This window comes from Paeniroseomonas aquatica, from assembly GCF_030409335.1.
Taxonomy (GTDB): domain Bacteria; phylum Pseudomonadota; class Alphaproteobacteria; order Acetobacterales; family Acetobacteraceae; genus Belnapia; species Belnapia aquatica.
The window spans coordinates 22,301-41,469 of sequence record NZ_JAUFPN010000182.1 but is presented as its reverse complement, the minus strand read 5'-3'; the positions used below and the strand labels follow the sequence as shown (position 1 = coordinate 41,469).

Genomic DNA, 19,169 nt, shown 5'->3' with positions numbered 1-19,169 from the left:
TTGACACACCATAACGAGGCGGACGGACCCATGGCGACCGCGGACCACAGTCACTCCCACGCAGCAGGCCACGACGACCACCACGACCATACGCCAGGGTTCGTCGGGCGCTGGCTGTTCAGCACCAACCACAAGGACATCGGCACCCTCTACCTGATCTTCTCGGTCATCGCCGCGCTGGTCGGGGTCGGGCTGTCGGTGCTGATGCGGCTGGAGCTGCAGCAGCCGGGCATGCAGATCTTCGCCGACGGCCAGGGCTGGAACACGGTGGTCAGCGCCCATGGCCTGATCATGGTCTTCTTCGTGGTCATGCCGGCCATGATCGGCGGCTTCGGCAACTGGTTCGTGCCGCTGATGATCGGCGCGCCGGACATGGCCTTCCCGCGCATGAACAACATCAGCTTCTGGCTGCTGGTGCCGGCCTTCCTGCTGCTGGGCGCCTCGATGTTCGTCGGCCAGGGCGCCGGCGCGGGCTGGACCATCTACACCCCGCTGTCGGACAGCCAGTACCACCCGGGTCCTTCGATGGACATGGCGCTGTTCTCGCTCCACCTCGCGGGTGCCAGCTCGATCATGGGCGCGGCCAACTTCATCACGACCATCTTCAACATGCGGGCGCCGGGCATGACCCTGCACAAGATGCCGCTGTTCGTCTGGTCGATGCTGGTCACCGCCTTCCTGCTGCTGCTGGCCGTGCCGGTGCTGGCGGGCGCGATCACCATGCTGATCACCGACCGCAACTTCGGCACCGCCTTCTTCAACCCGGCCGGCGGCGGCGACCCGGTGCTGTTCCAGCACCTGTTCTGGTTCTTCGGCCACCCCGAAGTCTACATCATGATTTTGCCGGGCTTCGGCATCATCAGCCACATCATCTCGACCTTCAGCCGCAAGCCGGTCTTCGGCTACCTCGGCATGGCCTATGCCATGGTCGCCATCGGCGTGGTCGGCTTCATCGTCTGGGCCCACCACATGTTCACGTCCGGAATCGACGTGGACACCCGGGCCTACTTCATGGCCGCGACCATGGTCATCGCGGTGCCCACGGGGATCAAGATCTTCAGCTGGATCGCCACCATGTGGGGCGGCTCCATCAGCCTGAAGACGCCGATGCTCTGGGCGATCGGCTTCATCTTCCTGTTCACGCTCGGCGGCGTGACCGGCGTGAAGCTGGCCAATGCCGGCGTCGACGTGATCCTGCACAACACCTACTACGTGGTGGCGCACTTCCACTACGTGCTGTCGCTGGGCGCGGTCTTCTCGATCTTCGGCGGCTTCTACTACTGGATCGGCAAGATGAGCGGCCGGCAGTACCCGGAGTTCTGGGGCAAGGTCCACTTCTGGATGCTCTTCGCCGGCGCCAACCTGACCTTCTTCCCGCAGCACTTCCTGGGCGCCCAGGGCATGCCGCGCCGCTACCCGGACTACCCCGACGCTTTTGCCGGCTGGAACTTCCTGTCCTCGATGGGCTCGTACCTGTCGGCCGGCTCGATGCTCGTCTTCCTCTACGTCTGCTACCGCACCTTCACCTCGAAGGAGCACCTGGCCGACAACTACTGGGGCGAGGGGGCGACCACCCTCGAGTGGCAGGTCAGCAGCCCGCCGCCGTTCCACACCTTCGAGGAACTGCCGCGGATCCGCTGATCCCGGCCTTCTCGAGGAATATCCGCAGCGCCACACCCGGGAGGGTGTGGCGTTTTGCGTTGCCAGGGCCTACATCGCGGGCATGAGCGACGTCACCGCTGCTGCCCCCCTGCGACAGGATCTCTCCGAGGTCTCCGACTGGGTCACCCTCCTCAAGCCGCGGGTGATCTCGCTGGTGGTCCTCACCGGGGTGGTGGGGCTGCTGGTGGCCCCGGGGCACCTGCACCCGACCCTGGCCATCGCCGCGGTGCTTTGCATCGCGCTCGGCGCCGGCGCCGCGGGGGCCATCAACATGTGGTACGACCGCGACATCGACGCGGTGATGCGGCGGACCGAGCGGCGGCCGATCCCGGCCGGGCGGATCGAACCGGGCGCGGCGCTGGCCTATGGCGTCGGCCTGGCGCTGGCCTCGGTCGCCATCATGGGGCTTGCCACCAACTGGGTCGCGGCCGGGGTGCTGGCGCTGTCGATCGGCTTCTACGTCTTCGTCTACACCATGTGGCTGAAGCGGCGGACCTCGCAGAACATCGTCATCGGCGGCGCCGCCGGGGCCTTCCCGCCGGTGATCGGCTGGGCCGCCGTGACCGGCGACGTGACGCTGATGCCGGTGCTGATGTTCGCCATCATCTTCTTCTGGACCCCGCCGCATTTCTGGGCGCTCAGCCTCTGGGCCCATGCCGACTACGAGAAGGTCGGGGTGCCGATGCTGCCGGTCACCCACGGCGCCAGGGAAACGCGGAAGCAGGTGCTGGTCTATACCATCGCCCTGGTGCCGCTGACCCTGCTGCCCTGGGTCTTCGGCTTCGCCGGCTGGGTCTACGCCGCCGCGGCGCTGCTGCTGGGGGCCGAGTTCCTGCGCCAGTCGGTCGCGGTCTACCGCGACCTCCAGGACGCCGCCGGCCGCAGCCTGAGTAACGACGTCCCGGCCAAGAAGGCCTTCCGCTACTCGCTGCTCTACCTGGCGCTGCTGTTCATTGCGCTGGCCGCCGACAAGGCGGTGCTCGGATGATCCCGGTGGCGATGACGCCGGAGCAGCGGGCTGACCTCGACCGGCGGCGGCGGCAGAAGAACTGGGCGGTGCTCGGGGTGCTGATCGCGCTGGTCGTGCTGTTCTTCTTCATCAGCACCGCCCGCGTCCTGCGCGGCTGATGCTTGCGGCGGCGCCGCCGGGCGCCATCTGAGGTCGATCATGCAGCAGCACCCTCCCGCGCTCCGCCGCCGCAACCGCCGCCTGGGCCTCATGGTCGGCGGCTTCGTCGCCGGCATGGTCGGCCTCGCCTTCGCCTCGGTGCCGCTCTACGACATGTTCTGCCGGGCGACCGGCTACAATGGCACGGTGCAGACCGGCGGGCCGGCGGCGCCGGGCGCCGGGCAGCAGGTGCTGACCATCCGCTTCAACGCCAATACCCAGCCCAACCTGCCCTGGCGCTTCCGGCCGGAGGCGCCGTCCCTGTCGCTCCGGGTCGGCGAGGAGGGCATGGGCTTCTACAGCGCCGAGAACCTCTCCGGCACGCCGGTCACCGGCATCGCCACCTACAACGTGACGCCCGAGGTGGTGGGCAAGTATTTCCACAAGACCGCCTGCTTCTGCTTCGACGAGCAGACCCTGGCGGCCGGCCAGAAGGCCGACATGCCGCTGAGCTTCTGGGTCGACCCGAAGATCGGCGAGGACCCCAATACCCGGGGCATCCGCACCATCACCATCAGCTACACCTTCTTCCGCAGCCTCGACGACGCGGCCCGTTCGGGCGCCCTGGCCAATGCCGGCGAGCATGTCGGCCGCGGCGCCGCCACGCCGCCGACCGCGACGCCGTAAGCGGGCTTGATAAAGGTGGGGTTTTGGGGATTGATGCGGCCCAACCGGCGGGGCCCGTCCCGGACCCCGGCCTCGGCGGCACGACACCAGGACGCGCAATGGCCAGCTCTTCCGATATGACGGCGACTGCGGAAGCCGCACCGCTCCACAAGCACCCCTACCACCTGGTGGATCCGTCCCCCTGGCCGATCGTCGCCAGCTTCTCGGCGGGCGCCCTGGTGCTCGGCATCATCCTGCTGGCGCACTACAACATCCACTGGATGCTCTATGCCGGCATCGTCGGCGTGCTGGCGACCGCCTTCATGTGGTGGCGCGACATCGTCCGCGAGTCGCGGACCCCGGGCATGCACACCCCGGTGGTGCGGATCGGCCTGCGGTACGGGATGATGCTGTTCATCGCCTCCGAGGTGATGTTCTTCGTGGCCTTCTTCTGGGCCTACTTCCACTTCGCGCTCTACCCCGAGCATGTCTCCGGCTCGGTCGCCGCCACCGCGGTCTGGCCGCCCAAGGGCGTGCTGACCTTCGACCCCTTCGGCCTGCCCTTCCTGAACACCATGATCCTGCTGCTCTCGGGCTGCACGGTGACCTGGGCGCATCACGGGCTGCTGCACGGCGACCGCAAGGCGATGATCGGCGGCCTTGCCCTGACCGTCGCGCTCGGCATGTTCTTCACCACCCTGCAGGCGGTGGAATACGCCGAGGCGCCCTTCGCCTTCACCGGCGGCGTCTATCCCTCGGTCTTCTTCCTGGCGACCGGCTTCCACGGCTTCCACGTCATCATCGGCACCATCTTCCTGGCGGTCTGCCTGGTGCGGGCCATCAAGGGGCACTTCACCCCGCAGCGCCACTTCGGCTTCGAGGCGGCGGCCTGGTACTGGCACTTCGTCGACGTGGTGTGGCTGTTCCTCTTCATCTGCATCTACTTCCTCGGCGCCGGCGACATCGCGGAGCACTGATCCCTTGATCTCCCAGGGTCCGACGACCAGGGGGCCGCATGGCCCCGGGGCCTGACCTGGCCCCCTTCTGGCGGGTCGCCCTGCTGGGCCGCTGTCCGCGTTGCGGCAGCGGCCCATTGTTTTCCGGGCTGCTGGCGATGCGGGAAAGCTGCCCGGGCTGCGGCCTCGACCTCCGCCCCTTCGAGGCCGGGGACGGGCCGGCGGTGGCCGGCATCTTCCTGGTGGGGGCCGTCACCGTCGTCGCCGCGCTCATCGTCGACGTCAGATACGCCCCGCCGCTCTGGGTCCATGCGCTGGTCTGGCCGGGGGTGATCCTCGTCCTGGCCATCCTGGTCATGCGGGGCGCCAAGGCGGCGCTGGCCGGGCTGCAGTACCGCCAGCGGGGCGGCGCATGAGGCGGCGGATCTGGCTGCCGGTGCTGGCCAGCCTGCCGGTGCTGGCGGCGCTGCTCTGGCTCGGCACCTGGCAGGTGCAGCGGCTGCACTGGAAGACCGACATGCTGGACCGCATCGCCGCGGCCGAGGCCGGGCCGCCGCTGCCGCTGGCCGGCAGCGCCGCGCCCTACACCAAGGTGGTGGCGACCGGCCGGCTCGACCATGCGCGCGAGGCCCTGCTGGGGGTGGAGGTGCGCGGCACCGCGCTCGGCGGGCATCTGGTGACGCCGCTGCTGCGCGACGGCGCGCCGCCGCTGCTGGTCGACCGCGGCTGGGTGCCGCTCACCCGCGACCGCGGCCTCGACCGTCCCGAGGGCGAGGTCGCCATCACCGGCTACATCCGCGCCGCCGATACCCGCGACTGGAACAGCCCGAAGGACGACACCGCCGGGCGGCGCTTCTACGTCTTCGACCCGGCGGCGATCGGCGCCGCGCTCGGCCTGCCGCCGCCGGCCCCCTTCGGGCTGGTGGCGCTGGCGCCGCCCGGGGCGCCGGCCGGGCTGCTGCCGGCGGCGGCGGCGAGCCTGCCGCGGCCGGACAACCCGCACCTCGGCTATGCCATCACCTGGTACGGGCTGGCGGCGGCGCTGGTCGGGGTGCTGATCGCCTTCCTCCTCCGCCGCGACCGGGAGCCTGCCGCATGAGCGACGCCTATGCCCGCCTGAAAACGCGCTTCGCCCGCATCGCCACCCTCGGCGAAGCCGGCGCCATGCTGCACTGGGATGCCAGCGCGATGATGCCGCCGGGGGGCGGCGCGGCCCGCGGCGAGCAGCTCGCGGTGCTGGCGGGGCTGGGGCATGAGCTGCTGACCGCGCCGGCCGTCGCCGAGGATCTCGCCGCGGCGGCCGCGACAGGCGACTGGGACCAGGCCAACCTCAGGCTGATGCGCCGCGCCCACCTGCGGGCGACCGCGCTGCCGACCTCGCTGGTCGAGGCGACGGCGCGGGCCAATGCCGCCTGCGAGAAGGTCTGGCGCCAGGCCAAGGCCGCGGCGGATTTCGCCATGGTCCGGCCGGCGCTGGAGGAAGTGGTGGCGCTGCAGCGGGAGGCGGCGCAGGCGCTCTCCGGCGTGCTCGGCCTCGCGCCCTATGACTCGTTGATGGATGGCTACCAGCCCGGCATCGGCGCCGCCGACGTGGAGCCAGTGTTTGCTGCCTATGAGGCCTTCCTCGCCGAGGCGCTGCCACGGGCCGAGGCGATCCAGGCCGCGCGCGGCGCGCCGCTCCCGCTGCCCGGGCCCTTCCCGGTCGCGGTGCAGCAGGCGCTCTGCCGGTCGCTGTCCGAGCGTGTCGGCCTCGACTACGGCCATGCCCGGCTGGACGAGAGCCTGCACCCCTTCTGCGGCGGCACCCCGACCGACGTGCGGATCACCACCTTCTATGCCGAGGCCGATGTCGGCAAGGCGCTGCTCGGCGTGCTGCACGAAACCGGCCACGCGTTGTACGAGCGCGGCCTGCCCGGGGCCTGGGCGCGCCAGCCGGTGGGCGAGGCCGCCGGCATGGCGGCGCATGAATCCCAGAGCCTGATCGTCGAGATGCAGGCCTGCCGGTCCGATGCCTTCCTCGGCTTCCTCGGCGGCGAGCTGCACCGCGCCTTCGGCGGCGATCCGGCACCGTATGAGACGGCCAACCTCGCCCGGCTGTGGCGGCGGGTCGGCCGCAGCTTCATCCGGGTGGATGCGGACGAGCTGACCTATCCCGCGCATGTCATCCTGCGCTTCCGGCTGGAACGGGCGCTGATCGGCGGCGAGCTGTCCGTCGCCGACCTGCCGGGCGCCTGGGCCGAGGGCTTCCGCCGGCTGCTCGGCATCGCCCCGCCGAATGACGCGGAGGGCTGCCTACAGGACATCCACTGGCACGACGGCGCCTTCGGCTACTTCCCCAGCTACACCCTCGGCGCCATGGCGGCGGCGCAGCTGATGAAGGCGGCCAGGGCGGCGGTGCCGGGGCTGGAGGCGGCCATGGGCCAGGGCGACATGGCGCCGCTGACCGGCTGGCTGGCGCGGCATGTCCATGCCCAGGGCTCCCGCCTCGGCTTCCAGGACCTGCTGCGGCAGGCGACCGGCAAGCCGCTCGACCCCGCCGATTTCATGGACCACCTGCGCCACCGCTACCTGTAGCCGGGACGGCGAGGCATGATCCCGGAAACGGGGGAGATGCCGATGGCCTACCAGGTGAGCGCCTACAACCTCTCGGCCACGTCCGAGAACAAGATCCACGACGACACGGTGGCGAAGCGCTTCGGCTTCACCGGCGCGCTGGTCCCGGGCGTGGAGGTCTATGCCTATGCCTGCCACGCCGCCGTCGCGCGCTGGGGCCGGGACTGGCTGGAGCGCGGGGCGGCCGAGTGCCGCTTCCAGTCGCCGGTCTACGACGGCGACCTCGTCACGGTGGAGGAGACCGTGGCGGCCGAGGGCATCGGCCTGCTGGTGCGGCGCGAGGCGGCGACCTGCGCCACCGGCCGCGCCTGGATGCCGGAGGAGGACCCGCCGGCGATGGGCGAGACCCGCTGGCAGGCGCCGCCCAGCCAGCGCCCGCCCGCGAGCGAGGACAGCCTGGCGCCCGGGCTCTGGCTCGGCACCCATCCCTTCGAGGTCACGCCGGCCCGCGCGGCCGAGTACCTCGCCGCGGTGCGCGAGACCGACCCGCTCTATGCCGCCGCCGGGCTGGTCCATCCGGGGCTGCTGCTGCGGCAGTGCAACCAGGCGCTGGTGCAGAATGTGGTGCTGGGCCCCTGGATCCATGTCGGCTCGGCGGTGCGCAACCTGGCGGCGGCGCGGGTCGGCGATGTGCTGACGACCCGGGCGCGGGTCACCGCCAACGCCGAGCGGAAGGGGCACAAGATCGTCGAGCTGGACGCCTGGGTGCTGCGCGGCGACGGGGTGCCGCTGGCGCGGGTGGCGCATACCGCGATCTGGCGGCCGCGCCAGGCGGCCTGAATCCTGGGGCAGGGCACTGCTCACAACATCCGGCGCGGCGGCCCGGCCGGCCGATAGCCCCTCGCCGGGCGGGGGATCCTATGCCATCCGGCCGGGATGGCGGCTGCATGACCCGGAACCACGCCCTGGATAGCCTGCGCGGCCTGGCCGCGCTGGCGGTGGCCCTCGGGCACTGCATCCTGGCGGTGACCGGGCTGGCGACCTGGGGCGCCACGGTCTTCGACTTCCCGCAGCTGCCGGCCGCGGCCATCCTGGCCCGGCTGGGCTATGTCGCTTTCCCCAGCGATGCCGCGGTGATCGTCTTCTTCGTGCTCAGCGGCCATGTGCTGTGGCAGGCCTGCGGGCGGCACCCGGGCGGGCTGCTGGGCGGCATGCCGGACTGGACCCTGGCCCGGCTGTACCGGCTGCTGCCGGTCGCCATGGCCTGCGCCATCCCGCTCGGGCTGCTCCATGACGCAAGCGCAGCGCGGCTGGTCGGCAACATGCTGCTGCTCAGCTACGACCTGAACGGCCCCGCCTGGTCGCTGCAGGTCGAGGTGGTGGCGAGCCTGCTGCTGTTTCCGCTGCACCGGCTGCTGCGCGGCCGGACGGCGGGCCTGCTGCTGGCGCTGGGGCTGACCGTGGCGCTGCTGCCCTGGCTGCGGCAGGTGCCGGTGTTGGTCTACCTGCCGATGTTCCTGGCGGGGGCGCTGATCGGCGCGGTGCCGGCGCGGTGGTGGCGCGGCTGGGTGCTGGCGCTGGGCCTGCCGGCGCTGCTGCTCGGCAGCCTGGTGCTGGGCCATGGCACGCTCTCCCGCGGGGCGGAGCTGGTCGGCGCGGTGGCGGTGGTGGGCACGCTGGGCCAGTGGCAGCCGCGCTGGCTGCTGCATCCGGCGCTGCGCTTCCTCGGGCGCATCAGCTATCCCTTCTACCTCTCCCATGCGCTGGGGCTGGCGCTGGCGGCGCCGCTGGTCGCCGCCGCGGGGCTGGCCGGTACCTTCGGGCCGATAGCGCTCTACGCGGTGCTGTCACTGGCCATCACCATCCCGGTCGCCTGGGCGCTGCACCACGCGGTGGAGGCGCCGCTGATGCGGGCGAGGCCGCGGCTGCGGCCCCTGGGCATGGCGCCGGCCCCGGCAGAGTGAGCCACAAGCGGCAGCGGTCAGAAGGTGGTCACACTTCCGTGAGATGAGCGGGCATCCTGCATCGCTCACCGAAACGGATCATCGCCGTGCCGCCGCTCAACCGGTTCCGCCTCCTCACCCTGCATGCCGCCCTGTTCGGCCTGTCGACCGCCATGGCCGGCGGCTTCGCCGGGGCCTACCTGCTGAAGCTGGGCTTCAGCCTGCCGGTGGCGCTGGCCGCCTACGGCGTGCTGCTCGTACTCCGCTTCGGCCTGCGCGGCCTTGCGATCACCATCGTCCGGCGGGTCGGCATGGCCGGGGCGTTGCGGCTCGGCGTGCTGATCGGGGCGGTGGAATTCCTGCCCCTGCTCATGGCCGGCAGCCTGGCCGGGCTGCTGGCCTGGATCCTGCTCGTCTCGCTGGCCGAGGCCATCTACTGGCCCGCCTTCCATGCCACCACGGTGACCACGGTCGCCGGGGACGACAACCTCGGCCGGCAGGTGGCGGAGCGGACCATGGTCGGGGCGGTGGTGGCGGTGGCCGGGCCGCTGGCGGGCGGGCTGCTGCTGGCCGGGCTCGGCGAGGCGGCGGGCTTCGGCATCGCCGCCCTGGTCGGGCTGCTCTCGATCCTGCCGGTGGCGCGGCTCGGGCGGATCGAGGCCGGGCCGGTGCCGCGCCTCGGCGAGGTGCTGCGGGGCATGGACCGCCGGGGGGTGGCGACCTTCGCCGCCGATGGCTGGATCGCCTCCGGCCTCGGCTTCGTCTGGCCGATGGTGATGTTCGCCGCCATGGGCTCCAGCTATCAGGCCTTCGGCCTGGCCAATGCGGCGGCCGGGCTGGTCGGCGCCGCGGTCAGCCCCTGGTGCGGCCGGGCGATCGACCGTGGCCAGCGCGACGCCACCCTGGCCCTGGTCTGCGCCGCCCTGGCGGTGAGCTTCGCGCTGCGCGCCGCCGCGGCCTGGTCGCCGCTGGCGGCGGCGCTGGCCAACGTGACCGGCGCGGCGATCTGCGGGCTGTACGGGCCGGTGCTCTACAGCGCGGTCTATGCCCGGGCGCGGCGGTCGGGCGCGCCCTACCGCTTCCACCTCGCGGCCGAGGCCGGCTGGGACTGCGGCGCCGCCGGCGGCTTGTTCGTGGCGGCGGCGGTGGCGGCGCTGGTGCCGGTGCCGGCGCTGGCGGTGCTGCCGGCCTCGCTCGGCATCGGCGCGCTCTATCTCTGCCTGCGCGCGCCGCGCCCGGCCCGGCCGGATGTCCTGGCCGAGGGCATCCGGCCGGCCTGAGGCGGGGCGCTCAGTTGCTGCCGACGGCGCCGCCCAGCATCTCGCCGATGCCGCGGTGGATGACGAGGTCGGCGATCTCGTCCAGCCCGGTCTCCTGGTTGTTGACGATGGCGAGGCGGGCGCCGTTCCGCTTGGCCAGTTCGGGAAAGCCCGCCGCCGGATAGACGACGAGGGAGGAGCCCAGCACCAGGCAGAGGTCGGCGGCCAGCACCTCCTGCCGGGCGCGCAGCATCGGCGCTTCCGGCATGGCCTGGCCGAAGCTGATGGTGGCGGTCTTCACCAGCCCGCCGCAGGCGGCGCAATCCGGCACGTCGCCGTCGCGGGCGAAGGCGGCCTGCAACTCCTCGATCGCGTAGCGCTCGCCGCAGTCGAGGCAGGCGCCGTAGGTGGTGTTGCCGTGCAGCTCGATGACCTTGCCCTCCGGAATGCCGGAGGCCTGGTGCAGCCCGTCGATGTTCTGGGTGATGACGGCGGCGGCCTTGCCTTCGCGCACCAGCCGCGCCACCGCGCGGTGGCCGCGGTTGGGCTCGGCGGCGCGCATGACGGGGTCGGAGGCGAAGCGGCGGCGCCAGGCCTCGCGGCGCATGGCGGCGGAGGCGCAGAAGTCCTGGAACATGATCGGCTTCATCTGGTCCCAGACGCCGCCGGGGCTGCGGAAGTCGGGGATACCGGATTCGGTGCTGATGCCGGCGCCGGTGAAGACCACGACGCGCCGGGCGGCGTCGAGGAGGGCGCGGAGGGCGGTGATATCCGGGTCCATGGAGGTCTCCGAAGGCAAGGTCGGGGGAAGGTATTCCCCCGAGCCCCCATCTATTTTTGGGAGTTAAGGCAAGGCCATGGCAGGGTCCTAGGCGTCCTCGCGGATCATCGCCGCGCCCTTTTCCCCGATCATGATCGTCGGCGCATTGGTGTTCCCCGTGGTCAGCGTCGGCATGACCGAGGCATCGATCACCCGCAGCCCGCCGATCCCCCGCACCCGCAGCCGGCTGTCCACCACGCTGGCTGGGTCCTCGCCCATGCGGCAGGTGCCGACGGGGTGGTAGATGGTGGTGCCCTCGGCGCGCATGAAGGCCAGCAGCGCCTCGTCGTCCTGCACCTCCGGCCCGGGCATGAGCTCGAAGGCGCTGTGCTTCGCGATGGCCGGGGCGGCGAAGATGGCGCGGGCCAGGCGGAGGCCGGCGCGCATCACCTGCTGGTCGGAGAACTGGGCGAGGTAATTGGGGCGGATCGCCGGCTTCTCGAAGGGATCGGCGGATCTGGCGAGGATGGTGCCGCGGCTGTCCGGGCGGGTCGGGCAGATGGCGCAGGTCATGCCCGCCTCCTTCTCCAGCACGCCGAAGACGTTGCGTTCGTAGGTCGCCGGGGTGAACAGCAGTTGCAGGTCGGGGCTGGCGAGGCCCTCGCGCGAGCGGCAGAAGACCTGGGCGGTGGTGACGCCGAAGGTCAGCGCGCCGCGGCCCTGCACGGCATAGCGGATCGCCTCCCCGGCCAGCCGTAGCCCGCGGGCGAGCTGGTTGGTGGAGATGGCGTCCTTCACCCGGTGCTGGACGCGGGCGACGTAGTGGTCCTGCAGGTTGTGGCCGACCTGGGGCGTGTCCTGCACCACCTCCACGCCGATGGATTGCAGGTGCGCGGCCGGGCCGATGCCGGAGACCTGCAGCAGGTGCGGCGAGTTGACGGCGCCGCCGGAGAGGATGACCTCCTTCGTGGCGCGCACCTCGTGCTCGACGCCGTCGCGGCGGAAGCGGGCGCCGACGCAGCGGCGGCCCTCGAAGATCAGCCGCGTTGCCGGGGCGTTGGTTTCGACCGTGAGGTTGGCGCGGCCTTTTGCGGCTTTCAGGAAGGTTCGGGCGGTGGAGGCGCGGAAGCGGCCCTGCCGGGTCATCTGCGAATAGCCGACGCCTTCCTGTTCCCGGCCGTTGAGGTCCTTCCGGAAGGGATGGCCGGCCTGTTGCGCCGCCTCGACGAAGCGGTGGGTCAGCGGCAGGATGGTGCGGTAGTCCTCCACCTTGAGCACGCCGCCCTTGCCGCGCACGGCGGCATCGCCCGGGCCGTAGTCCTCGGACTGGCGGAAGTAGGGCAGGACGTCGTCATAGCTCCAGCCGCGGCAGCCCATCTGCGCCCAGCCGTCGAAATCGGCCGGGTTGCCGCGGACATAGAGCATGCCGTTGATGGAGGAGGAGCCGCCGAGCACCCGGCCGCGCGGCCAGCGGATGGCGCGGTCGCCGCTGCCTGTCTCGGGCTCGGTCAGGTAGTTCCAGTTGACCCGCGGGTTGTAGATCAGCTTCAGCATCCCGGCGGGGATGTGGATCCAGGGATACCAGTCCGACGGCCCGGCCTCGAGCAGGGTGACGCGGGCACCGGTCTCACTCAGCCGGCTGGCGACGACGCAGCCGGCCGAGCCGGCGCCGATGACGAGGTAGTCGGTGTCCATGGCGTTCTCCCCTTGGCGGGGAGGGTGGCGCATCAGGGCATGCGGCGGAAGACCAGGGCCAGGTTGTCGGCCGGCATGGGCGTGATGGCGGGCGGGCCGAAGCCCTGCGCGGCGGCGGCCTCGGCGACGGCCTCCAGGTCGCGGATGCCCCAGGCGAGGTCGCGGGCGCGAAGGTCGGCGTCGAAGGCGATGTTGCCGGGGCCGGTATGGGCGCCGCCGCGCCGGTAGGGGCCGTAGAGGATCAGCGGCCCGCCGGGCGGCAGGCAGTGGGCGGCGCCCCGCAGCAGGCCGAGGGTCGCGGCCCAGGGGGCGATATGGATCATGTTGATGCAGAGGATGGCATCGGCCGCTGGCCAATTGTCACCGGTGGCGTCGAGGGCCAGGGCAGGGCGGATGTTCGGCTGGCCTGTGGCCCAGGCATCGATGCTGGCGCGGGCCTCGGGGCTGGGGTCGCTCGGCTGGAAGGTCAGCGCCGGGAGGGCGGTGGCGAAGTGGAGGACGTGTTCGCCGGTGCCGCTGGCGACTTCCAACACCAGGCCGGTGGCGGGGAGGTGGTCGCGGAGGATGGCGAGGATGGGGTCGCGGTTGCGCGATGCGGCGGGGGCGAAGCGGCGGGGGTCGGTCATGCGAGGCCCAGGGCGATGGCGATGCGGTCGCGGATCGCGGCGAGCTCGGGCGGCGTGATCCGGTACCCGGTGCGGCGAACCCGCAGCTTCGAGGTGGTGGTCACATGCGCTGCCAGGGCGAAGCAGGGCTTGGTGCAGCCATTCGAAGCCGAGGGTTCGATCCGGACGGAAAGGTCGGGCGCGCCGAGGTTGGCATCCTCGGCGAGGGGGATCAGCAGCAGATTGGGATAATCGGCATCGAACAGCCCGTCCTCCTCGACCACGATGGCCGGGCGGCGCTTGTTGGGCTCCTTCGGCAAGGCATCCCGCCAATCCGCGAGCACGATGTCGCCGGCGGCGAAGCGGCCGTTCATGGCTTATCGATGATGCTCGTCGGCGTGCCCCAATCCTCGAAGAATTCCTGCGCTTCCTTGTTGCTGGCGACATAGGCCGCGACGGCCTTGGTCTGCTCGCGGATGCGCTCCTTGCGGACCCGCTTCGCCTCGGCGGTGGCGATCTCCCGCACATAGGTCGCCAGGCCGATGCCGCGGGCACGCGCCGCGGTTTCCAGCATGGCCTGGATGTCGTCGTCGAGCCGGATGGAGACGGGGGTGCCCATGGTGAAGGCCTTGGCTGCTGCGCCGAATGTAGTTGGTCGGTGTAGTGGGTGCAAGAACTACAGAATCGCCGTACGCACACCGCCGATTTCCGCCTTCCCCGGCGGAATGCTACCCTGCCGCCCGCATGCGCTACCTCAGCACCCGCGGCCAGGCCGCCCCCCGTGACTTCGAAGCTGTCCTCCTCGCCGGCCTGGCGGAGGATGGCGGGCTGTTCCTGCCGGAGAGCTGGCCCAGCCTGTCCCCCGCCGAATGGCGCGGGCTGCGCGGCCTGCCCTATGCCGAGCTCGCGGCCCGGCTGATGCACCGCTTCACCGGCGACACGCTGCCCTTCGAGACGCTGCGGGAGATGACCGGCGCCGCCTATGCCGGCTTCGGCCACCCCGCCGTGGCGCCGCTGGTGCAGCTCGATACCCGCACCTTCGCGCTGGAGCTGTTCCACGGGCCGACGCTGGCCTTCAAGGACATGGCGATGCAGCTGCTCGGGCGGCTGTTCGACCATGCGCTGGCCAGGCGGGGGTCGCGGATCACCATCGTCGGCGCCACCAGCGGCGACACCGGCTCGGCCGCCATCGAGGCCTGCCGCGACCGCCAGGCCATCGACATGGTCATCCTCCACCCGGAGGGGCGGACCTCGGAGGTGCAGCGGCGGCAGATGACCACGGTGCTGGCGCCGAACGTCGCCAACCTCGCCATCCAGGGCAGCTTCGACGACTGCCAGGACCTGGTGAAGGCGATGTTCGCCGACGTGCCCTTCCGCCAGGAGATGGGCCTCGGCGCCGTCAATTCGATCAACTGGGCCCGCGTCGCGGCGCAGATCCCCTACTACGCCTATGCGGCGCTGGCGCTCGGCGCGCCGGAGAGGCCGGTGGCGTTTTCCGTGCCGACCGGCAATTTCGGCAACGTGCTGGCCGCCTGGGCGGTGAAGCAGATGGGCCTGCCGGTCGAGCGGCTGATCATCGGCGCCAACCGCAACAACATCCTGGCGCGCTTCCTGGCGGCGAACGACATGTCGATCCGCGGGGTCGAGCCGAGCCTGTCGCCGAGCATGGACATCCAGGTCAGCTCCAACTTCGAGCGGCTGCTCTTCGAGCTGCTGGGCCGCGACGGGGCGGCGACGGCCGGGGTGATGCAGCGCTTCCGGGCCGAGGGGCGGATGCCGGTGCCCGATGCCGCCTGGCGCGCGGCGACCGCGCTGTTCCGCGGCTTCACCCTGGACGATCCGGGGACCCTGGCCGAGATCCGCCACCTCTGGGCCTCGGCCGGCTACCTCGCGGACCCGCATACCGCCATCGGCACCGCCGCGGCCCGGGCGCATGCGCCGGAGGATTTGGGCATCCCGGTGGTGGTCGCGGCCACCGCCCACCCGGCCAAATTCCCCGATGCGGTGGAGCAGGCGACCGGCCTCCGGCCGCCGCTGCCGCCGCGGCTGGCCGACCTGTACGAGCGCGAGGAGCGCTATGCGGTGGTGCCGGGGACGCTGGCGGAGGTCGAGGCCTTCGTCCGCGCCCATGCCCGGCGCAACGGCTGAGCCGGGCACTGCATCCGCGGGCGATGCGGAACCGGGCAGGATCGCCTACATAGGGGACAAGCACATCCCATGAGCCCTGTCAGGAACACCGCCTTGTCCGCATCCGATGCCGTCCGCGTCACCCGCCTGCCCAATGGCCTCGTCGTCGTCTCGGAGACCATGCCCCGGGTCGAGACCGTCTCCTTCGGCGCCTATGTCTCGGCCGGGACCCGGAACGAGACCGCGGCCGAGAACGGGGTCTCCCACTTCCTCGAGCACATGGCCTTCAAGGGCACCGAGAAGCGGGACGCCGCGGCCATCGCCCGCGAGATGGAGAATGTCGGCGGCCATCTCAACGCCTACACGGCGCGGGAGCAGACCGCCTACTACTGCAAGGTGCTGAAGGAGGATCTCGGCCTGGCCGCCGACATCATCGGCGACATCCTGACCCATTCCACCTTCATCCCCGACGAGCTGGAGCGCGAGCGCGGCGTCATCCTGCAGGAGATCGGCCAGGCCAACGACACCCCGGACGACATCGTCTTCGACCACTTCCAGTCCACCGCCTACCCGGACCAGCCGATGGGCCGGCCGACGCTGGGCACCGAGGACGTCATCAAGGGGATGAAGCGCTCGGCGCTGACCGACTACATGCAGCACCACTACGGGCCGGAGCGCATGGTGGTCGCCGCCGCCGGGGCGCTGGAGCACGAGGCGCTGCTCGAGCTGGTGCAGACCCATTTCCGCGACCTGCCGCAGGTGGCGCCGCCGCCGCCCGAGGCCTCCCGATACGTCGGCGGCGAGTTCCGCGAGGAGCGCGACCTCGACCAGGTGCATATCGTGCTCGGCTTCCCCTCCACCGGCTACAAGGAGCGGCTGCACTACCCGACCCTGCTGCTGAGCACGCTGCTCGGCGGCGGCATGTCCTCGCGGCTGTTCCAGGAGATCCGGGAGAAGCGCGGGCTGGTCTATTCGATCTATTCCTTCGCCCATCCCTTCAACGACGGCGGGGTCTTCGCCGTCTATGCCGGGACCGGGGAGAAGGAGGTGGAGGAGCTGATGCCCGTCACCCTCGACGAGCTGCGCAAGGTGCAGACCACGGTGACCCAGGACGAGCTGGACCGCGCCAAGGCGCAGCTCCGCGCCTCCCTGCTGATGAGCCTGGAATCGACCGGCAGCCGCACCGAGCAGCTGGCCCGGCAGATCCAGGTGCATGGCCGGGTCATCCCGGTCGAGGAGACCAAGCGGAAGATCGCCGCCGTCACCATCGAGGAAGTGCAGGAAGCCGCCGTCGAGGCCTTCCGCGGCACCCCGACCCTGGCGGCGCTGGGCCCGGCCAGCAAGGTGCCGACCCTCGCCGAGATCGCCGCGAGGCTGGCGGCATGAGCCACGCGTCCACCCTCCAGGATCTGGTCGCCGCCGCCCGCCGCGCCGGGGCCGATGCGGCGGATGCGCTGCTGGTCTCCTCCGCCTCGCTCTCGGTGCAGCGGCGGCTCGGCAAGATCGAGCAGCTCGAACGCGCCGAGGGCTTCGACCTCGGGCTGCGGGTCTTCGTCGGCCGCCGCCAGGCGATCGTCGCTTCCACCGATGCCTCTCCCAAGGGTTTCGCGGCGCTGGCGGAACGCGCCGTCGCCATGGCCCGGGTGGTGCCGGAGGACCCGCATGCCGGCCTGCCGGATGCGCCGGACGGGCTGACCTCCTCCGCGCTGGAGCTCGAGGACCCCTACGAGCCGGGCGCCGAGGAGCTGATCGCCCGCACCGCGCTGGCCGAGGAGGCGGCGCTGGCCGTCGCCGGGGTGACCAATTCCGAGGGCGCCGATGCCGGCTTCACCCGCTACACGGTGGCGCTGGCGGCGAGCAACGGCTTCGCCGGCGAATACGCCCGCACCAGCCATTCCATCTCGGCCACCGCGCTCGCGGGGCAGGGGACGGGGATGGAGCGGGACTACGACTATTCCAGCACCGTCTTCCTCGCCGACCTCGACGATGCCGCCATGATCGGGCGGCGGGCCGGGGAGAAGGCGGTGGCGCGGCTGAACCCCTCGCGGCCGAAGACCGCGCGGATCCCGGTGGTCTACGACCCCCGCGTCGCCACCTCGCTGCTCGGGCACCTCACCGGGGCGATCAACGGCGCGGCGGTGGCGCGCGGCACCAGCTTCCTGCGGGACAAGCTCGGGCAGCGGGTGATGGCGGCGGGGCTTTCCGTCATTGACGACCCGACCCGGCGGCGCGGCCTCCGCAGCCGGCCCTTCGACGGGGAGGGGATGCAGGGCATCCGCCGCGCGATCGTCGAGGACGGCGTCCTCACCACCTGGATCCTCGACTGGCGCAGCGCCCGGCAGCTCGGCATGGCCTCCACCGGCCATGCCAGCCGCGGCACCGGCGGCCCGCCCGGCCCGGCGGCGACCAACCTCTGGCTGGCCCCTGGCACGATGACGCCGGCGGCGCTGATGGCCGACATCCGGGAAGGGCTCTACGTGACCGAGCTGATCGGCATGGGGGTGAACGGCGTCACCGGCGACTACAGCCGCGGCGCCGCCGGCTTCATGATCCGCGACGGCGCCCTGGCCGAGCCGGTGAGCGAGGTCACCATCGCCGGCAACGTCATGGAGATGCTGCTGCACATGACCCCGGCCGACGACCTGGTCTTCCGCCGCGGCACCGACAGCCCGACGGTGCGGGTCGAGGGCCTGACCATGGCGGGCGGCTGACCCGCCGGGCGGCCTTGCCCGGCCGCCGCCTGCCGCGCGGCGGGAGCGAAGCGTGATCGCGCTGCCATGACGCAAAGGATCGGCTGCCGCATTGACTCCCGTATGGCCGGGGGCCAGGGCGGGAGATGGCGATGCGTGACCCTTGGCAGGCCTGGCCGCGACCGGATCCCGCCCGCTGTCGGCTGCCCGCCGCGCCGCCGGACCGCCGGGGCCTGCTGCGGGGCCTGATCGCCGCCCTGGCCGCCGCCCCCTGCGCCTCCCCCGGCGCCTTCGCCGCCGAGGAGCGGCCCGGCACCGAGATCCGGCCCGAGCACTTCGACCGCGGGCCGGTGCCGGCCACCTTCACCCTGCCCTTGGCCCAGCCCTTGGCCATGCCCGGCCGGCCGGTCGCCGCCGTCGCCCTGCTGCACGACAGCCTGGGGCCGGATGCCCGGGCCGAGCCCTATGCCCGGCAGCTGCTCGGCGCCGGCATCGCCGTGCTGGAGCTGCTCTGCGCCGGGCCGGAGGCGGCGGTGCTGGCCGCCGCCGTCGCGGCCCTGGCCGCGGACCCGCGGGTGGACCCGGTGCGGCTCGGCCTGCTGGGCTTCGGCCGGGGGGCGGCCGGCGCCATCGCCGGGGAGGTGCCGGTCGCCGCCCGCGCCCTGCTCTACCCCGGCTGCCGCGGCCTGGCCGAGGCGGCGCGGCGCCCGCCCGCCGGGGGCTGGGGCGGCCATCCGGTACTGGTGCTGCATGGCGGGGCGGACCGGGCCAACCCGCCGGCGCTCTGCGTCGCCGCCGCCGCCGCGCTGGCCGAGGCCGGGGCGGCGGTGCGGCGGGTGGAATACGACGGCGCCAGCTACGCCTGGGACTATCCGGTCCATGGCAGCGAGCGCCGGCAGCTGCTGCAGCCGCCGGAGCCGGCAGGCGGCCTTCCGGCGGGCCGGGTCGAGTCCCGGCCCTGGCCGGAGCTGGCCGCCCTGTCCGCCACCCAGGTCGCCAGCTTCTTCGCCCGGGCCCTGGCACCGTGACCCCCGCCACCCCAGCTTGAGCCCGGCAGGCCGGGCCGCGGAACGAAAAGCTGCGGCGATGCGGCCGGGCCCCGTCGCAATTGCCGCCGGGCTTCCCTATATTGCCGTCAATTCATG

The 19,169-nt window shown here is 72.1% G+C and carries 20 protein-coding genes; 15 read left to right on the top strand and 5 right to left on the bottom strand.

Annotation, left to right across the window (positions count from 1 at the left end; all coding sequences use genetic code 11):
- Positions 1-30: 30 nt before the first annotated feature.
- The 11 genes from ctaD to QWZ14_RS20415 all read left to right on the top strand — a co-directional run bounded on the left by ctaD (position 31) and on the right by QWZ14_RS20415 (position 10,168).
- Complete coding sequence (ctaD, locus tag QWZ14_RS20465) at positions 31-1,641, top strand: cytochrome c oxidase subunit I (protein WP_290318709.1); 1,611 nt, start codon at positions 31-33, stop codon at positions 1,639-1,641.
- Positions 1,642-1,723: 82 nt separating this feature from the next.
- Entirely contained in the window at positions 1,724-2,650 is a 927-nt protein-coding gene (locus QWZ14_RS20460; protein WP_290318708.1) for a heme o synthase, read from the top strand.
- The gene (locus tag QWZ14_RS20455; RefSeq protein WP_290318707.1) at positions 2,647-2,790 is read left to right on the top strand and encodes a hypothetical protein; all 144 of its coding nucleotides are present in this window, start codon (positions 2,647-2,649) and stop codon (positions 2,788-2,790) included. Before QWZ14_RS20460 ends, QWZ14_RS20455 begins: the two co-directional genes overlap by 4 nt.
- A 40-nt stretch (positions 2,791-2,830) precedes the next feature.
- Positions 2,831-3,457, top strand: a complete 627-nt coding sequence (locus tag QWZ14_RS20450; RefSeq protein ID WP_290318706.1) for a cytochrome c oxidase assembly protein — start codon at positions 2,831-2,833, stop codon at positions 3,455-3,457.
- 98 nt (positions 3,458-3,555) lie between these two features.
- The gene (locus tag QWZ14_RS20445) at positions 3,556-4,413 is read left to right on the top strand and encodes a cytochrome c oxidase subunit 3 (RefSeq protein ID WP_290318705.1); all 858 of its coding nucleotides are present in this window, start codon (positions 3,556-3,558) and stop codon (positions 4,411-4,413) included.
- Positions 4,414-4,451: 38 nt separating this feature from the next.
- Positions 4,452-4,808, top strand: coding sequence for a DUF983 domain-containing protein (locus QWZ14_RS20440; protein WP_290318704.1), 357 nt, complete (start codon positions 4,452-4,454; stop codon positions 4,806-4,808).
- Positions 4,805-5,491, top strand: coding sequence for an SURF1 family protein (locus QWZ14_RS20435; protein WP_290318703.1), 687 nt, complete (start codon positions 4,805-4,807; stop codon positions 5,489-5,491). Before QWZ14_RS20440 ends, QWZ14_RS20435 begins: the two co-directional genes overlap by 4 nt.
- Positions 5,488-6,966, top strand: coding sequence for a carboxypeptidase M32 (locus tag QWZ14_RS20430; protein WP_290318702.1), 1,479 nt, complete (start codon positions 5,488-5,490; stop codon positions 6,964-6,966). The genes QWZ14_RS20435 and QWZ14_RS20430 overlap by 4 nt, the downstream gene beginning before the upstream one ends.
- Before the next feature lie 15 nt (positions 6,967-6,981).
- The gene (locus QWZ14_RS20425; RefSeq protein ID WP_290318701.1) at positions 6,982-7,785 is read left to right on the top strand and encodes a hotdog family protein; all 804 of its coding nucleotides are present in this window, start codon (positions 6,982-6,984) and stop codon (positions 7,783-7,785) included.
- Positions 7,786-7,892: 107 nt separating this feature from the next.
- Positions 7,893-8,909, top strand: a complete 1,017-nt coding sequence (locus QWZ14_RS20420; RefSeq protein WP_290318700.1) for an acyltransferase family protein — start codon at positions 7,893-7,895, stop codon at positions 8,907-8,909.
- A gap of 86 nt (positions 8,910-8,995) precedes the next feature.
- On the top strand, positions 8,996-10,168 hold the full coding sequence (locus QWZ14_RS20415) for a hypothetical protein (RefSeq protein ID WP_290318699.1): 1,173 nt from the start codon (positions 8,996-8,998) through the stop codon (positions 10,166-10,168).
- A 10-nt stretch (positions 10,169-10,178) separates the two neighbouring features.
- On the opposite strand, the gene QWZ14_RS20410 is transcribed toward QWZ14_RS20415, so the two are convergent.
- The 5 genes from QWZ14_RS20410 to QWZ14_RS20390 all read right to left on the bottom strand — a co-directional run bounded on the left by QWZ14_RS20410 (position 10,179) and on the right by QWZ14_RS20390 (position 13,826).
- Complete coding sequence (locus QWZ14_RS20410) at positions 10,179-10,928, bottom strand: SIR2 family NAD-dependent protein deacylase (RefSeq protein ID WP_290318698.1); 750 nt, start codon at positions 10,926-10,928, stop codon at positions 10,179-10,181.
- Positions 10,929-11,015: 87 nt separating this feature from the next.
- Positions 11,016-12,602: a GMC family oxidoreductase gene (locus QWZ14_RS20405; protein WP_290318697.1), complete on the bottom strand. Its 1,587-nt coding sequence runs from the start codon at positions 12,600-12,602 to the stop codon at positions 11,016-11,018.
- 32 nt (positions 12,603-12,634) lie between these two features.
- Positions 12,635-13,228 carry a DUF938 domain-containing protein gene (locus QWZ14_RS20400; RefSeq protein ID WP_290318696.1) on the bottom strand — a complete coding sequence of 198 codons (594 nt, stop codon included), beginning with the start codon at positions 13,226-13,228 and terminating at the stop codon, positions 12,635-12,637.
- Complete coding sequence (locus tag QWZ14_RS20395) at positions 13,225-13,581, bottom strand: type II toxin-antitoxin system PemK/MazF family toxin (RefSeq protein ID WP_290318695.1); 357 nt, start codon at positions 13,579-13,581, stop codon at positions 13,225-13,227. The genes QWZ14_RS20400 and QWZ14_RS20395 overlap by 4 nt, the downstream gene beginning before the upstream one ends.
- On the bottom strand, positions 13,578-13,826 hold the full coding sequence (locus QWZ14_RS20390; protein ID WP_290318694.1) for a type II toxin-antitoxin system TacA family antitoxin: 249 nt from the start codon (positions 13,824-13,826) through the stop codon (positions 13,578-13,580). The genes QWZ14_RS20395 and QWZ14_RS20390 overlap by 4 nt, the downstream gene beginning before the upstream one ends.
- A 125-nt stretch (positions 13,827-13,951) precedes the next feature.
- Here QWZ14_RS20390 and thrC point away from each other — a divergent pair, with 125 nt between their 5' ends.
- From thrC to QWZ14_RS20370, 4 genes are all read left to right on the top strand, one after another.
- A complete protein-coding gene (gene thrC / locus QWZ14_RS20385) occupies positions 13,952-15,355 on the top strand; it encodes a threonine synthase (RefSeq protein WP_290318693.1) in 1,404 nt (467 codons plus the stop codon).
- Positions 15,356-15,448: 93 nt separating this feature from the next.
- Positions 15,449-16,720, top strand: a complete 1,272-nt coding sequence (locus tag QWZ14_RS20380) for a M16 family metallopeptidase (RefSeq protein ID WP_377752495.1) — start codon at positions 15,449-15,451, stop codon at positions 16,718-16,720.
- A complete protein-coding gene (locus tag QWZ14_RS20375) occupies positions 16,717-18,045 on the top strand; it encodes a TldD/PmbA family protein (RefSeq protein WP_290318691.1) in 1,329 nt (442 codons plus the stop codon). Before QWZ14_RS20380 ends, QWZ14_RS20375 begins: the two co-directional genes overlap by 4 nt.
- 131 nt (positions 18,046-18,176) lie before the next feature.
- Positions 18,177-19,052, top strand: a complete 876-nt coding sequence (locus tag QWZ14_RS20370; protein ID WP_290318690.1) for a hypothetical protein — start codon at positions 18,177-18,179, stop codon at positions 19,050-19,052.
- Positions 19,053-19,169 lie beyond the last annotated feature (117 nt).